Source organism: Thiohalocapsa sp. ML1 (assembly GCF_001469165.1).
In the GTDB taxonomy this organism is placed as follows: Bacteria; Pseudomonadota; Gammaproteobacteria; order Chromatiales; family Chromatiaceae; genus Thiohalocapsa.
Genome location: NZ_JABX01000075.1, coordinates 1 through 15,974 on the forward strand (window position 1 = coordinate 1; position 15,974 = coordinate 15,974).

Below are 15,974 nucleotides of genomic sequence, written 5' to 3' on the forward strand. Positions count from 1 at the left end.
GACCTGTAAACCTCGAATCGAAATCGATCACTGCTTCTTCGTGACGGCCTCGGCGATACTCGCGGGCACTTCACTGTATCTGGAGAATTCCATGCTGTACGTGGCCCGCCCCTGGGTGGCGGAGCGCAGGTCCGTGGCATAACCGAACATGGACGCGAGTGGCACCTCGGCGCGGATGATCTTGCCGGAGGGGGCGTCCTCCATGCCTTGGATCATGCCGCGGCGGCTGTTCAGGTCGCCCATGACATCGCCCATGTTTTCTTCCGGTGTCACCACCTCGACCTTCATGATCGGCTCTAGCAGCACCGGCTTGGCCTTGGCGGAACCTTCCTTCAGCGCCATGGAGCCCGCAATCTTGAACGCCATTTCGCTCGAGTCCACCTCGTGATAGGAGCCGTCATAGAGGGTGACCTTGATGTCAACCATCGGGAAGCCGAAGGTGACGCCATTGTGCATGGCCTCTTGAATGCCCTTATCCACGGCCGGAATGTATTCCTTCGGCACGACACCGCCGACGATTCCGTTGACAAACTCGTAGCCGGCGCCCGACTCCTGCGGCTCCAGCCGGATGTACACATGACCGTATTGACCACGACCACCGGACTGCCGGGCGAACTTGGTCTCCTGCTCCACCGACGCGCGAATGGTTTCGCGATAGCTGACCTGCGGCGCGCCGACGTTGGCCTCGACGCCGAACTCACGCTTCATGCGATCGACGATGATCTCCAGATGCAGCTCGCCCATGCCGGAGATGATGGTCTGGCCGGATTCCTCGTCGGAGCGCACGCGGAAGGACGGATCTTCCTGCGCGAGCTTCGACAGTGCGACACCCATCTTCTCCTGATCGCTCTTGGTCTTCGGCTCCACCGCCACGGAAATCACGGGCTCGGGAAACTCCATCCGCTCCAGCGTAATCGGCTTGTCCAGCGCGCACAGCGTGTCACCGGTGGTGACGTCCTTGAGACCGACGGCCGCGGCGATGTCGCCGGCACAGACCTCCTTGATCTCCTTGCGGTCGTTCGCGTGCATCTGCAGGATTCGGCCGATGCGCTCCTTCTTGCTCTTGACCGGGTTGTAGACCGTATCACCGGAACGCAGCACGCCGGAGTAGACGCGGAAGAAGGTCAGCGTGCCGACGTAAGGGTCCGTGGCGATCTTGAACGCGAGCGCGGCGAAGGGCTCGCCGTCGGTGGACTTGCGCTCCGCCACCGTCTCGGCGGCGTCATCAAGCACGCCCTGAATGGCCGCTACGTCCGGCGGCGCCGGCAGGTAGTCGATGACCGCATCGAGCATCGCCTGCACACCCTTGTTCTTGAACGCGGAGCCGCACAGTATCGGCACGACCTCATTGGCGAGCGTGCGAATGCGCAGCCCCTTCTTGATGTCGGCATCGCTGAGCTCGCCCGACTCCAGGTACTGCTCCATCATGTCATCGGTGGCCTCGGCCGCGGCCTCGACCATCTTCTCGCGCCACTCCTGGCAGAGCTCGACCATGTCCTCGGGGATGTCTCGCAACTCGAAGGTCATACCCTTGGACTCCTCGTCCCAATGGATGGCCTTCATGCGGACGAGGTCGACGACACCGGCGAAGTGCTCTTCCGCTCCAATGGGCAACTGAATCGGCACTGCATTGCTGCCGAGGCGTTGGCGCACCTGCTCGACGACGCGCAGGAAGTTCGCTCCCATGCGGTCCATCTTGTTCACGAACGCAAGCCGCGGCACGCCGTACTTGTTGGCCTGACGCCAGACGGTTTCGGACTGCGGCTCGACCCCGCCGACGGCACAGAACACGGCGCAAGCCCCGTCCAGTACACGCAGGGAACGCTCCACCTCAATCGTGAAGTCGACGTGCCCGGGCGTGTCGATAATGTTGATACGGTGCTCCGGATACTGCTGGTCCATGCCCTTCCAGAAACACGTGGTCGCCGCGGACGTGATGGTGATGCCGCGCTCCTGCTCCTGCTCCATCCAGTCCATCGTGGCGGCGCCGTCGTGCACCTCGCCGATCTTGTGGGACAGGCCGGTGTAGAACAGGACGCGCTCGGTGGTCGTCGTCTTGCCGGCATCAATGTGAGCCATGATGCCGAGATTCCGATAACGATCGATGGGTGTACTACGTGCCACGGCTCTATCCGCCTAGTTGAACGTTGAGGAGCAGTCTCGAAGTCGCGCTGCCGAAAGCGGGCGCCCTGTTAGCAGCGATCGTTACCAGCGATAATGCGAGAAGGCCTTATTGGCCTCCGCCATCCGGTGCGTGTCTTCCTTCTTCTTAACCGCCGTGCCGCGCGCGTCGCCTGCATCCATGAGCTCGCCCGCGAGCCGCAGCGCCATGGACTTCTCCGAGCGCTTGCGGGCGGCGTCAATGAGCCAGCGCATCGCCAGCGTGTTCCGGCGCGACGGGCGCACCTCGACGGGCACCTGGTAGGTGGCACCGCCCACACGTCGTGACTTGACCTCAACCGCCGGGCGCACGTTTTCCATGGCCTGATCAAGGGTCTCTAGCGGGTCGCCACCCTTCTTCTCGGAGACGCGCTCAAGCGCGACATACATGATCCGCTCGGCGACGGACTTCTTGCCGTCTTCCATCAGCATGTTGATGAACTTTGCCAGCAACTCGCTGCCGTGCTTGGGGTCCGGCAGGATGTGTCGCTTGGAAATGACGCGTCTTCTCGGCATCTTCGGTGTAACTCCGACCTTGACTTCTTACGCGCGGCCAGCCTTGGGCCGCCGCTTTAGCGCTTTGTCAGCACTTACTCAGCGCTCGCTCAGCTTTTGGGACGCTTCGCGCCGTACTTCGAGCGACCCTGGCGGCGCTTCTCGACGCCGGTGGTGTCGAGCGTGCCGCGGACGGTGTGGTAACGCACGCCGGGCAGGTCCTTGACGCGCCCACCGCGGATCAGCACCACCGAGTGCTCCTGCAGGTTGTGACCCTCGCCGCCGATGTACGAGGCCACCTCGAAGCCGTTGGTGAGCCGCACGCGCGCGACCTTGCGCAGCGCAGAGTTCGGCTTCTTCGGCGTCGTGGTGTAAACGCGCGTGCAGACCCCACGCTTCTGCGGGCAGGACTCCAGCGCCGGCACGTTGCTTTTCTCGACCGGGCGCTTGCGCGGCTTGCGGACGAGTTGGTTGATTGTCGCCATGAAACGCTCCATCCAACAGCGGGCTGCACCGCGCGACACGACACGACCCGAACCCGCAACGCCGCAGCCTGCGAGCAGGGCTTAGCGGGAACAAACGAAAACAGGAAGCAGCGGGGCAGCGAGAACCGGCAACGGCCCGAACCCCGGGAAAAAACGCGCCGGCACAATGGCCGGCGAGCTAAGACGAGAAGGGTAACAATTCGGCCTTATGCTGTCAACCGGCCGCGGTTGTTTCGCACGACGCCATCGCGCCTTGCCGGCGGCCCCCCTGGGGCCACCGACCGCCGGCCGCTGTTACTCCGCTTCGGACTCCGAGGTATTCAGCGCCTGCTTCAGCGCCTGCTCCAGCTCCTCCGCCGCGATCTCCATGCGCTCGTCGGCGGCGGCGCCGGACTCTTCGTAGCGCTTGCGCCGGCGCTCCTTGTGGTGCGCAAGGCCGGTGCCGGCAGGGATCAGCCGCCCGACGATCACGTTTTCCTTCAGGCCGTTCAGCCCGTCCATGGAACCGCGCACGGCCGCCTCGGTCAGCACGCGCGTCGTCTCCTGGAACGACGCCGCCGAGATGAACGAGTCCGTCGCCAGCGACGCCTTGGTGATGCCGAGCAGCAGCGGCTCGTACAGGGCCGGATGCTTGTCTTCGGCGTTCACGCGCACGTTCTCGGCCTGCAGGACCGCGAAGTCCACCTGCTCACCACGCAGCAGCCGCGTGTCGCCGGCGTTGGTGACCTCGACCTTGCGCAGCATCTGGCGGACGATGACCTCGATGTGCTTGTCGTTGATCTTGACGCCCTGGAGCCGGTAGACGTCCTGAATCTCCTTCACCAGGTACTCGGCGAGGGCGGTAATGCCCTTCAGGCGCAGGATGTCGTGCGGGTTCAGCTCGCCCTCGGAGATGACCTCGCCCCGCTCCACGCGCTCGCCTTCGAACACGCCGACGTGTCGCCATTTGGGGATCAGCGTTTCGATGGCCTCGCCGTCGTCGGTCGTGATGACGAGCCGCTGCTTGCCCTTGGTGTCCTTGCCGAAGCTGACGTTGCCGCTGGCTTCCGCCAACAGCGCCTGCTCCTTGGGCTTGCGCGCCTCGAACAGGTCGGCGACGCGCGGCAAACCGCCGGTGATGTCGCGGGTCTTGGACGACTCCTGCGGCAGGCGCGCGAGGATGTCGCCGACGCCCACGTTTGCCCCGTCGGTGACGCTGACGATGGCACCCGACGGCAGCAGGTAGCGTGCGGGCATGTCGGTGCCGACGAGCTTCAGCTCGTCGCCGGCCTCGTCCACCAGGATGACCGTCGGGCGCATGTCCTTGCCGGAGGACGGGCGCTGCTTCGGGTCGATGATCTCCACCGATTGCAGACCCGTGACCTCGTCGGTCTTGCTCTGCACCGTGACGCCGTCGACGAAGTCCTCGAACCGCAGCCGTCCCGCCACCTCCGTGACCACGGGGTGGGTGTGCGGATCCCAGGTCGCGGCGATCTCCCCGCCTTCGACCGCATCGCCGTCGCCGACCAGCAGCGTCGCGCCGTAGGGGATCTTGTAGCGCTCCTTTTCCAGCCCCTTGTCGTCGGACACCGTGAGCTCACCGGAGCGCGACACGGCGACGAGGTTGCCGCTGTGGTGCCGCACGGTCTTGATGTTGTGCAGCCGTGCGGTGCCGTCGGCCTTGACCTGCACGTTGCTCACCGCCGCCGCCCGGGACGCCGCGCCGCCGATGTGGAAGGTGCGCATGGTCAACTGCGTGCCGGGCTCGCCGATGGACTGCGCCGCGATGACGCCGACGGCCTCGCCCATGTTCACGAGGTGGCCACGCGCCAGGTCACGGCCGTAGCAGTTGGCGCAGACGCCCACGCGGGCCTCGCAGGTGATGGTGGAGCGCACCTGCACCTGGTCGATGCCGATCACCTCCAGCTCGAGCACCTTGGCCTCGTCGAGCAGGGTCCCGGACTCGAACAGCACCTCGTCGGTGCCGGGTCGATAGATATCGGCCGCGAGGACACGGCCCAGGATGCGCTCGCGCAGCGGCTCGACGACGTCGCCCCCTTCGATGATCGGCGTCATCCGGAGGCCCTTCTCCGTGCCGCAATCGGGCTCCAGCACGACCATGTCCTGCGCCACGTCCACCAGCCGGCGGGTTAGATAACCGGAGTTGGCGGTCTTCAGCGCCGTGTCCGCGAGACCCTTGCGGGCGCCGTGGGTGGAGATGAAGTACTGGATGACGTTCAGACCCTCGCGGAAGTTCGCCGTGATGGGCGTCTCAATGATGGAGCCGTCCGGCTTCGCCATCAGGCCGCGCATGCCGGCGAGCTGGCGAATCTGCGCCGCCGAGCCGCGCGCACCCGAGTCGGCCATCATGTAGATGGAATTGAACGAGTCCTGCTCGCGCTCGGTGCCGTCGCGGCCCATGACCTTGTCCTTGCCGAGCTTGCGCATCATGGACTTGGCCACCTGATCGTTGGTGCGAGACCAAATGTCCACGACCTTGTTGTAGCGCTCGCCGTTGGTGACCAGGCCCTGGGTGTATTGGTCCTCGATCTCCTTCACCTCTTCCTCGGCGCGAGCCAAGATCTCCGGCTTCTCGTCCGGCACCTCCATGTCCTCAAGGCCGATAGAAACCCCTGAGCGGGTGGCCATGCGGAAGCCCAGGTACATGATCTGGTCGGCGAACACGACCGTCTCTTTAAGACCAAGCTCGCGATAGCACTGGTTGATGAGCCTGGAGATGGCCTTTTTGCCGAGCGCCTTGTCGACGAGCTCGAACGGCAGGCCGTCGGGCACGATCTCCCACACCATGGCACGACCGATGGTCGTGTCCTTGAGGCTCCAGCACTCCGTGAGCTCACCCTGCTCGCTCTTCAACACCTCGCGGATGCGGACCTTGACGCGCGAGTGCAGCGTCGCGTGGCCTGTCTCGTAGGCCCGACGCGCCTCGTCCATGCCCGATAGGACCAAGCCCTCGCCTTTGGCGTTGACGCGTTCGCGGGTCATGTAATAGAGGCCGAGCACGACGTCCTGCGACGGCACGATGATGGGCTCACCGTTGGCCGGCGACAGGATGTTGTTCGTCGACATCATGAGCGCGCGGGCTTCGAGCTGCGCCTCCAGCGACAGCGGCACGTGCACGGCCATCTGGTCACCGTCGAAGTCCGCGTTGAACGCGGTGCAGACCAGCGGGTGCAGTTGGATCGCCTTGCCCTCAATGAGCACGGGCTCGAAGGCCTGGATGCCCAGTCGATGCAGCGTCGGTGCGCGGTTCAGCATCACCGGGTGCTCGCGAATCACCTCTTCCAGGATGTCCCAGACCTCGGGGGTGCCGCGCTCGACCATCTTCTTCGCCGCCTTGATGGTCGCCGCCAGGCCGCGGCTCTGCAGCTTGCTGAAGATGAAGGGCTTGAACAGCTCCAGTGCCATACGCTTGGGCAGTCCGCACTGGTGCAGCCTGAGCGTCGGACCGACGACGATGACCGAGCGGCCGGAGTAGTCGACGCGCTTGCCGAGCAGGTTCTGCCGGAAGCGACCCTGCTTGCCCTTGATCATGTCGGCCAGGGACTTGAGCGGGCGCTTATTCGTGCCCGTGATGGCGCGGCCGCGGCGGCCGTTGTCGAGCAGCGCGTCGACGGCCTCCTGCAGCATGCGCTTCTCGTTGCGCACGATGATGTCGGGCGCAATCAGGTCCAACAGCCGCTTCAACCGATTGTTGCGGTTGATGACGCGCCGGTAGAGATCGTTCAGGTCCGAGGTGGCAAAGCGCCCGCCGTCGAGCGGCACCAGCGGGCGCAGCTCCGGCGGCAGCACCGGCAGCACGGTCAGAATCACCCACTCCGGGCGATTGCCGGACGCCATCAGCGACTCCATCAGCTTCAGCCGCTTGGAGAGCTTCTTGATCTTGGTCTCGGAGTTGGTGGACTCGATCTCCTCGCGCATGGTGCGGACCTCGGCATCGAGGTCCAGCGTGCGCAGCAGCTCGTAGACGGCCTCCGCGCCCATGCGCGCGTCGAACTCATCGCCGTTGGCCTCCAGCGCGTCCAGGTATTGCTCGTCGGTGAGCAGTTGGCCGCGCTCGAGCTCGGTCATGCCGGCGTCCACGACGACGAAGGACTCGAAGTAGAGCACGCGCTCGATGTCGCGCAGCGTCATGTCGAGCAGGAGGCCGATGCGCGAGGGCAGCGACTTCAGGAACCAGATGTGCGCCACCGGGCTCGCCAGGTCGATATGGCCCATGCGCTCGCGGCGGACCTTGGCCAGCGTGACCTCAACGCCGCACTTCTCGCACACGACGCCGCGATGCTTGAGGCGCTTGTACTTGCCGCACAGGCATTCGTAGTCGCTGACGGGGCCGAAGATCTTGGCGCAGAACAGCCCGTCGCGCTCCGGCTTGAAGGTCCGGTAGTTGATGGTCTCCGGCTTCTTGACCTCGCCGTAGGACCAGGAGCGGATCATGTCCGGCGACGCGAGCCCGATGCGGATCGCATCAAACTCCAGCGCCTGCCCCTGCTGCTTGATGATTCTGAGCAGATCTTTCAAGACCTTACCTCCTTAGGAAGAGAGGGCCGAGGGCCGAGGGGCCAAGGCCTGATAAGCATGTGCCATCGGTCGTGGACCGAGGGCCGAATCCGGATGGCAGGACGGCCCTGCCGGTGCCACCGCCGCCGGGCAGGCCAGCGGGCCGAAGGCCGTGCCTCGACCGTCGGCCCTTGGCGCTTGTTCGTTCAATCCTGTTCCATGTCGATGTTGATGGCGAGGGAGCGGATCTCCTTGACCAGCACGTTGAAGGATTCGGGCATGCCGGCCTCCATGCGGTGGTCGCCGTCGACGATGTTCTTGTACATCTTGGTGCGACCGTTCACGTCGTCGGATTTCACGGTGAGCATCTCCTGCAAGGTGTATGCCGCGCCGTAGGCCTCCAACGCCCAGACCTCCATTTCGCCGAAGCGCTGCCCGCCGAACTGCGCCTTGCCGCCGAGGGGCTGCTGGGTCACCAGGCTATAGGGGCCGGTGGAACGGGCATGCATCTTGTCGTCCACGAGATGGTTCAGCTTCAGCATGTACATGTAGCCGACGGTGACGGGCCGCTCGAACGGCTCGCCGGTGCGGCCGTCGAAAAGCACGGACTGACCGCTCTCGGCCAGGCCCGCGAGCCGCAGCATGCGGCGAATCTCCTCTTCGCTCGCGCCGTCGAAGACCGGTGTGGCGAGCGGAACGCCGGCACGCAGGTTGCGGGCGAGCGCCAGCAGCTCGTCATCGGTGAAGCTGTCCAGGTCCTCACGCTTGCCGCTGGTGTTGTAGACCTCCTCCAGGAAGCCCCGCACCTCGGCCGCCACGGCGCCGGCGCGCAGCATCGCATCGATGCGATAGCCGAGGCCCTTCGCCGCCCAGCCCAGATGCGTCTCCAGCACCTGGCCGACGTTCATGCGCGAGGGCACGCCGAGGGGGTTCAGCACGATGTCCACCGGCTCGCCGTCGGCGCTAAAGGGCATATCCTCCACCGGCACGACGCGCGAAATAACGCCCTTGTTGCCGTGGCGGCCGGCCATCTTGTCGCCCGGCTGGATGCGGCGCTTCACGGCGACATAGACCTTGACCATCTTGAGCACGCCCGGGGCTAGCTCGTCGCCCTGGGTGATCTTGCGCTTCTTCGCCTCAAAGCGGTCGCGGAACTCCTCGCGCTGGAGCTTGATCTGTGCACCGGCGGCCTCGAGCTGCATCGCCACCTCTTCGCTGCGCAGGCGAATCTCCAGCCAGCGATCGCGCCCGTGCTGCTCGGCGAGCTCGTTGAGATAGGTCTTCGTGATCTTGGTGCCGGCCTTGAGCCCGGCGGGACCGCCGTCGGCGGTCTTGCCGATCAGGAGCTTTTCCATGCGCTGGAACGAGTCCTTTTCCATGATGCGCTGCTGATCGCCCAAGTCCTTGCGGATGCGCTCGAGCTCGAGCTCCTCGATCTGCAGGGCGCGCTTGTCCTTCTCGACGCCGTCGCGCGTGAACACCTGCACGTCCACGACGGTTCCGGCCATGCCGGACGGCAGTCGCAGCGACGTGTCCTTCACGTCCGAGGCCTTCTCGCCGAAGATGGCGCGCAGCAGCTTTTCTTCCGGCGTGAGTTGCGTCTCGCCCTTCGGCGTGACCTTGCCCACGAGGATGTCGCCGTCGCGCACCTCGGCACCGATGTAGACGATGCCGGACTCGTCGAGCTTCGACAGCGCCGCCTCGCCGACGTTCGGGATATCGCTGGTGATCTCCTCGGGCCCGAGCTTGGTGTCGCGGGCGAGGCAGGTCAGCTCCTCGATGTGGATGGTCGTGAAGCGGTCCTCCTGGACCACCCGCTCGGAGATCAGGATCGAGTCCTCGAAGTTGTAGCCGTTCCAGGGCATGAAGGCGACGCGCAGGTTCTGCCCGAGCGCGAGCTCGCCCATGTCGGTGGACGGCCCGTCCGCGAGGATGTCGGCGCGCGCGACGACGTCACCCGGCTGCACCAGCGGGCGCTGATTGATGCAGGTGTTTTGATTGGAGCGCGTGTACTTGGTCAGGTTGTAGATGTCGACACCGGGCTCGCCGGCATCGGTCTCGTCGTCGTTGACGCGCACGACGATGCGCGCGGCGTCCACCGAGTCCACAACACCGCCGCGGCGCGCCCACTGCACGACGCCGGAGTCCTTCGCGACGACACGCTCCATGCCCGTGCCCACGAGCGGCTTCTCGGCACGCAGCGTCGGCACGGCCTGGCGCTGCATGTTCGAGCCCATCAGCGCGCGGTTGGCGTCGTCGTGCTCCAGGAACGGGATCAGCGACGCGGCCACGGACACGATCTGGCGCGGCGAGACGTCCATGTACTGGACCTCTTCCGGTGCCTTCATCGTGAACTCGTTCATGTGCCGGCAAGACACCAGCGCATCGGTGAGCCGCCCATCATCGTCGAGGGTGGAATTGGCCTGGGCGATGACGAAGCCGCCCTCCTCGATGGCGGACAGGTGGTCGATCTCGGTCGTGGCCTTGCCATCCACCACCCGCCGGTACGGTGTTTCGAGGAAGCCGTAGCGGTTGGTGCGGGCATAGACTGCGAGCGAGTTGATCAGGCCGATGTTCGGACCTTCCGGTGTCTCGATGGGGCAGACGCGGCCATAGTGGGTGGGGTGCACGTCGCGCACCTCGAAGCCCGCCCGCTCGCGGGCAAGACCGCCCGGACCCAGCGCCGAGACGCGCCGCTTGTGCGTCACCTCGGACAGCGGGTTGTTCTGGTCCATGAACTGCGAGAGCTGGCTGGAGCCGAAGAACTCCTTGATTGCGGCGGAGACCGGCTTGGCATTGATGAGCTCCTGGGGCATCAGACCCTCGGACTCGGCCAGCGACAGACGCTCCTTCACCGCGCGCTCGACGCGGACCAGGCCCACGCGGAACTGGTTCTCCGCCATCTCGCCGACGCAGCGGATGCGACGGTTGCCCAGGTGGTCGATGTCGTCCACGGTTCCTCGGCCGTTACGCAGCTCAATGAGCACGCGCAGCGCATCGACGATATCGGACGTGTCGCCGTACTGCGCCACGAACTGCTTCGCGGTTTCGTCCGTGCGCTGGCCAAAGTACTTGTTGTCATAGAGGATGCCCGCGCCCTCGGTGGCCTCGCGGCCCAGGCGACGGTTGAACTTCATGCGCCCGACCGCGGAGAGATCGTAGCGGTCGGAGGTGAAGAACAGGTTGTGGAACAGGTTCTGCGCGGCCTCCTTCGTCGGCGGCTCGCCCGGGCGCATCATGCGGTAGATCTCGACCTGGGCCTCCAGATCGGTGCGGGTGGTGTCGATGCGCAGCGTCTCGGACAGGTACGGCCCATGGTCGAGGTCGTTGACGAACAGCGTCTCGATCTTGTTGATACCCTTGTCGCGCAGCAGGGCCAGGAGCTCTTCGTCGATTTGCGTGTTGGACTCGGCGATGACTTCGCCCGAGTCGGTGTCCACCAACGTGTGCGCCAGCGTGCGGCCGAGCAGAAACTCGTCCGGCACCGCCAAGCGCTCAATGCCGGCCTTCTGCAGCTCGCGGATGTGCCGCGCGGTGACGCGCCGACCGGCCTCGACGAGGATGTTGTCGCCGATGCTGACCTCGAAGTTCACCGTCTCGCCACGCAGGCGCTCGGGCACCAAGTCGAGCTCGATCTGCTCGTTGAGTTGGAAGGTGTCGGTCTCGAAGAACAAACCCAGCATCTCATCCGTGCTGTAGCCGAGCGCGCGCAGCAGCACCGTCGCCGGCAGCTTGCGGCGGCGGTCGATGCGCACGAACACGTTGTCCTTCGGATCGAACTCGAAGTCGAGCCAGGAACCGCGATAGGGGATGACCCGCGCGGAGAACAACAGCTTCCCGGACGAGTGCGTCTTGCCCTTGTCATGGTCAAAGAAGACACCCGGCGAACGGTGCAACTGGGACACGATGACCCGCTCGGTGCCGTTGATGATGAAGGTGCCGTTCTCGGTCATGAGCGGCAGATCGCCCATGTAAACCTCTTGCTCCTTCACGTCCTTGACCACCTTGCTGCCCGCGGGCGCCTCCTTGTCGTAGATCACCAGGCGCAGCAGCACGCGCAGCGGTGCCGCATAGGTGGCCCCGCGCATGGTGCACTCGCGCACGTCGAATGCCGGCTCGCCGAGCCGGTAGCTGACGTACTCCAGCACGGCGTTGCCGGAATAGCTCTCAATGGGCAGCACCGAGCGGAAGGCCGCGTGCAGGCCCATATCATCGCGCGCATTCGGGGCGCGGTCCGCCTGCAGAAACTCCCGGTAGGAATCGATCTGCGTAGCGAGCAGAAAGGGAACCTCAAGAATCGTCGGCCGCTTGCCGAAATTCTTGCGGATGCGCTTCTTCTCGGTGAACGAGTAGGCCATACTGCCTTCCCTCATCTGTGGGGTCTGATGCCCGGACGCCATCGTGCGGCGTCCGCTGCGAAATTTGCATCGCCGCACCCGCGGGCGCAGCGCTCGATGGCGGCCGTTTAAGACCGCGCAGTCAGCTCGACCGATGAGCACTGACTGCAGACGCCGGCTTCTGAAAAAACGTTGCGGGTGCCGGCCCGAATGCGAATCACAAAGCAAAAACGCCGATAGGCCGGCGGCCCGTTGGCCGCCAGCCTTTTCGGCTCAACGCTGATGAGAAACGGACAACGCTTCTTATTTGATCTCGACGGTCGCGCCGGCCTCTTCGAGCGCCTTCTTCGCGGCCTCGGCGTCAGCCTTCGACACGGCTTCCTTCAGCGTCGTCGGCGCACCCTCGACGGCGTCCTTCGCCTCCTTCAAGCCAAGCCCCGTCAGCGCACGCACGGTCTTGATGACGTTGACCTTGTTTGCGCCGAAGGACGCGAGAATCACATCGAACTCGGTCTGTTCCTCGACGGGCGCGGCCTCGGCGGCGGCGGCAGGCGCCGCGGCAACGGCCGCGGCTGCCGTGACACCGAACTTCTCTTCCATCGCACTGATGAGGTCAACGACCTCCATCACGGTCATATTGGCGATGGCGTCGAGGATCTCTTCTTTAGAAACGGCCATAGTACTCTCCTGGGAATCGGTTGCCGGTGCTGAACCGGCGGAAGTCAGATTGGTGTGGCGGTGTCGGTCTGCGGCGACGGCTCAGGCGGCTTCCTTGGCGTCGCGCACGGCAGCGATGGTGCGTACCAGCTTGCCGGGCACTTCGTTCATGGTCGCGGCGAGCTTCTGGATCGGGGCCTTCAGCGTCGCCATCAGGATGCTGATGGCCTCGTCATAGGTCGGCATCTTCGCGACCTTCTCCAGCTCCGACGGGTCCAGCAACTGCCCGGACAGCGCAATCATCCGCACCTTGAAGCGCTCGTGATCCTTGGCGAAGTCTTTCGCCACACGCGCGACCGAGCCGGGATCATTGCGCCCGAACGCGAGCACGAGCGGCCCCGTGAGCGCGTCCGACATGCAGGCGAATTCCGTATCGGCCAGGGCTCTGCGTGCCAGGGTGTTCTTGACCACCCGGACGTAAACACCGGCCTGCCGGGCCTTCACGCGAAAGTCCGTCAACTCCGCTACGCTCATGCCGCGATACTCGGCGCCGATGGCCGAGTAGGCGTTCCGGGCGACTTCCGACACCTCCGCAACAACGGCTTCTTTCTGAGCAAAGTTCAGAGGCATTGGTCTCTCCTGCTGTTCCCGGGTCTACACCCGGGACTGCCCACGGCCTGCCTCCAAGCAGTGCAGCGAGCGATTGCGTGCTCCATGGACCACGCGGGGCGGCCCAAACGAGGCACATCTGCGCAGGCAAGCATTAAGTCCGAGTGCGTTGCCGTCCGGACAAGCACAGGGCCACCTGCGGTCTTTGACGGACCCCGGCACGCCGTGCCGATGTCCCAAAGTCTTGGTGGGCGCGCTCGCTCGGCGAGCCGCCCGCACACGGGGCCGAAGGACCCCGCAGCCGTCCTCAAAACGTGAGTGCGCCGTGGTCGATGGTGAGGCCGGGCCCCATGGTCGAGGACACCGTCACCTTGCGCATGTATACGCCCTTGGCTGCCGTCGGCTTCATCTTCATGAGATTGGCCAGCAGGGCCTCCAGGTTCTCACGCAGCTTCTGCGACTCGAAGTCCATCTTGCCGAGGGGACAATGGATGATGCCCGCCTTGTCCGTGCGATAGCGGACCTGCCCAGCCTTGGCGTTGGTCACGGCCTGCGCCACGTCGGGGGTAACGGTGCCGACCTTCGGGTTAGGCATGAGGCCGCGGGGCCCCAGCAACTTGCCTAACTGGCCCACCACGCGCATGGCATCGGGCGAGGCGATGACAACGTCATAGTCGATTGCACCGCCCTTCATTTCCTCGGCGAGGTCTTCCATGCCCACGCGCTCGGCACCCGCCGCGGTGGCTGCATTCGCATTGGCACCCTGCGCGAAGACCGCAACCCGCACCTGCTTGCCGATGCCGTGCGGCAGCACAGTGGCGCCGCGTACCACCTGATCAGATTTGCGCGGGTCCACGCCGAGGTTGACGGCCACATCCACGTTCTCGATAAACTTCACGCTCGACAGGGTGCGCAGAAGCTCAAAGGCCTCGTCAGCAGCGTGGACCTTGCCCGGCTCGATCCGCTCGCGGATGGCCTTGATGCGCTTGCTCGGCTTTGCCATTACTCGACCCCCTCCACCTCAAGCCCCATCGCCCGCGCACTACCAGCGATGATCCGAACGGCCGCGTTCAGGTCGTTCGCGTTCAGATCGGACATCTTGGTGTTCGCGATCTCTTCCAGTTGGGCACGCGTCACGGTGCCCACCTTCGACGTATTCGGGTTACTGCTGCCCTTCGGAATGCCGACGGCCTTTCGCAACAGCACCGACGCGGGCGGCGTCTTGGTGATGAAGGTGAAGCTGCGATCCGAGTAGACGGTGATGACCACTGGAATCGGCAGCCCTTTCTCCAACTCCTGGGTTCGGGCGTTAAAGGCCTTGCAGAATTCCATGATGTTGACGCCGTGCTGACCCAGCGCAGGGCCGACCGGCGGGCTGGGGTTCGCCTCGCCCGCCTTCACCTGCAGCTTGATGTAGGCGTTGATCTTCTTTGCCATGATTCAATACCTCGACGGGTGCAAGCGCCGACCCTGGAGGGCGCGGCTCCCCGAATGTGTCTCGAAACCGATGCAGCTCCACCGCGCAGTGCGCCGACGACTCGCTGCCCACCTGTCCTCAATATTGACGCATCCCCGCCGACGCGGCGGAGCAGCGCAGCAAGTGTCAGCCCTTCTCGACTTGACCGAACTCCAAGTCCACCGGGGTGGAGCGGCCGAAGATGAGGACCGACACCTTGACGCGACTCTTGTCGTAGTCGACCTCTTCGACGACACCGTTGAAATCGGTAAAGGGCCCGTCCGTTACACGCACGACCTCGCCGGCCTCGTAGAGCACCTTCGGCCGAGGCTTCTCGACACCGTCCTGCACGCGCTGCAGGATCGCCTCGACCTGCGCATCGGGGATAGGCGCGGGCCGATCGCCCTTGCCGCCGATGAACCCCATCACCTTCGGGACATCCTTGACCAGATGCCAAGTGTCGTCGTTCATCTCCATGTGGACGAGCACGTAGCCGGGAAAGAACTTCCGCTCGCTCTTGCGCTGCTGACCGCCGCGCATCTCGACCACCTCTTCCGTCGGCACGAGAATCTCGCCGAAGGCATCCTCCATGCCGGCGCGGGCCACCCGGTCCAGCAGGGAGCGCTTGACGTGGCTCTCGAAACCGGAGAACGCGTGGATCACATACCAACGCTTCGACATGCCTAACCTCCCTGCCCGGTAAGGAAGCGCAGGATTGACATGAGCACCATGTCGAAGAGCCACAGCAGGATGCCGAGGATCAACACCATGACGATGACGATCAGCGTCGTTTGCACGGTTTCCTGCCGCGTCGGCCAGACGACCTTGCGGACCTCCATGCGCGAGTCGACGCCGAAGCGCCACAACTGCCGGCCCGGGAGGGACGTCAGCGCGATCGCGACCGCACCGCCGCTCAATGCCAACAGCGCGATGACGCGCAGCAGCAGCGAGTAGCTAGCGAAGAAATAGAAACCCCACAGACCAACGACGAGCACCGAGGCGGCTGCGACGAGCTTTACGGTGTCGAGGCCGGTTGCGCCGGCTTCGGCTTTAGCGTTCATGCTTCCTGTCTGCGGCGGCGCCGCCGCCGTATATGGCAGGCCAGGAGGGACTTGAACCCCCAACCTGCGGTTTTGGAGACCGCTGCTCTGCCAATTGAGCTACTGGCCTAAGAACTGAAGGACCGCTGGCCGAGCGCCGAGGAACAGGAATGATGCTCCCGGTCTCGACGTTCGACAGCCAGCCCATCTTACTCGACAATCTGTCGTTACTGGAGGA

The 15,974-nt window shown here is 64.9% G+C and carries 11 protein-coding genes and 1 tRNA gene; all 12 read right to left on the reverse strand.

Annotated elements, in window-relative coordinates; genetic code table 11:
• Positions 1 to 27: 27 nt before the first annotated feature.
• The 12 genes from fusA to ML01_RS25520 all read right to left on the reverse strand — a co-directional run bounded on the left by fusA (position 28) and on the right by ML01_RS25520 (position 15,866).
• Positions 28 to 2,124 carry an elongation factor G gene (fusA, locus tag ML01_RS25465; protein WP_058558187.1) on the reverse strand — a complete coding sequence of 699 codons (2,097 nt, stop codon included), beginning with the start codon at positions 2,122 to 2,124 and terminating at the stop codon, positions 28 to 30.
• 81 nt (positions 2,125 to 2,205) lie between these two features.
• Positions 2,206 to 2,676: a 30S ribosomal protein S7 gene (rpsG, locus tag ML01_RS25470; RefSeq protein ID WP_058558188.1), complete on the reverse strand. Its 471-nt coding sequence runs from the start codon at positions 2,674 to 2,676 to the stop codon at positions 2,206 to 2,208.
• A gap of 89 nt (positions 2,677 to 2,765) precedes the next feature.
• Positions 2,766 to 3,140 (reverse strand): 30S ribosomal protein S12, encoded by a 375-nt coding sequence (gene rpsL / locus ML01_RS25475; protein ID WP_058558197.1) that lies wholly within the window; start codon positions 3,138 to 3,140, stop codon positions 2,766 to 2,768.
• Between the two features lie 294 nt (positions 3,141 to 3,434).
• Positions 3,435 to 7,658, reverse strand: coding sequence for a DNA-directed RNA polymerase subunit beta' (gene rpoC / locus ML01_RS25480; protein ID WP_058558189.1), 4,224 nt, complete (start codon positions 7,656 to 7,658; stop codon positions 3,435 to 3,437).
• A 185-nt stretch (positions 7,659 to 7,843) separates the two neighbouring features.
• Positions 7,844 to 11,995, reverse strand: a complete 4,152-nt coding sequence (gene rpoB, locus ML01_RS25485; protein ID WP_058558190.1) for a DNA-directed RNA polymerase subunit beta — start codon at positions 11,993 to 11,995, stop codon at positions 7,844 to 7,846.
• Between the two features lie 282 nt (positions 11,996 to 12,277).
• The gene (rplL, locus tag ML01_RS25490; protein WP_058558191.1) at positions 12,278 to 12,652 is read right to left on the reverse strand and encodes a 50S ribosomal protein L7/L12; all 375 of its coding nucleotides are present in this window, start codon (positions 12,650 to 12,652) and stop codon (positions 12,278 to 12,280) included.
• Between the two features lie 81 nt (positions 12,653 to 12,733).
• Positions 12,734 to 13,261 (reverse strand): 50S ribosomal protein L10, encoded by a 528-nt coding sequence (gene rplJ / locus ML01_RS25495; RefSeq protein WP_058558192.1) that lies wholly within the window; start codon positions 13,259 to 13,261, stop codon positions 12,734 to 12,736.
• Positions 13,262 to 13,547: 286 nt separating this feature from the next.
• Positions 13,548 to 14,243: a 50S ribosomal protein L1 gene (gene rplA / locus ML01_RS25500; protein WP_058558193.1), complete on the reverse strand. Its 696-nt coding sequence runs from the start codon at positions 14,241 to 14,243 to the stop codon at positions 13,548 to 13,550.
• Positions 14,243 to 14,677 (reverse strand): 50S ribosomal protein L11, encoded by a 435-nt coding sequence (rplK, locus tag ML01_RS25505; protein ID WP_058558194.1) that lies wholly within the window; start codon positions 14,675 to 14,677, stop codon positions 14,243 to 14,245. The genes rplA and rplK overlap by 1 nt, the downstream gene beginning before the upstream one ends.
• 166 nt (positions 14,678 to 14,843) lie before the next feature.
• Positions 14,844 to 15,377: a transcription termination/antitermination protein NusG gene (gene nusG, locus ML01_RS25510; RefSeq protein WP_058558195.1), complete on the reverse strand. Its 534-nt coding sequence runs from the start codon at positions 15,375 to 15,377 to the stop codon at positions 14,844 to 14,846.
• A 2-nt stretch (positions 15,378 to 15,379) separates the two neighbouring features.
• Positions 15,380 to 15,757: a preprotein translocase subunit SecE gene (gene secE, locus ML01_RS25515; protein WP_058558196.1), complete on the reverse strand. Its 378-nt coding sequence runs from the start codon at positions 15,755 to 15,757 to the stop codon at positions 15,380 to 15,382.
• Positions 15,758 to 15,790: 33 nt separating this feature from the next.
• A tRNA-Trp gene (locus ML01_RS25520) sits at positions 15,791 to 15,866 on the reverse strand.
• Between the last annotated feature and the right edge of the window lie 108 nt (positions 15,867 to 15,974).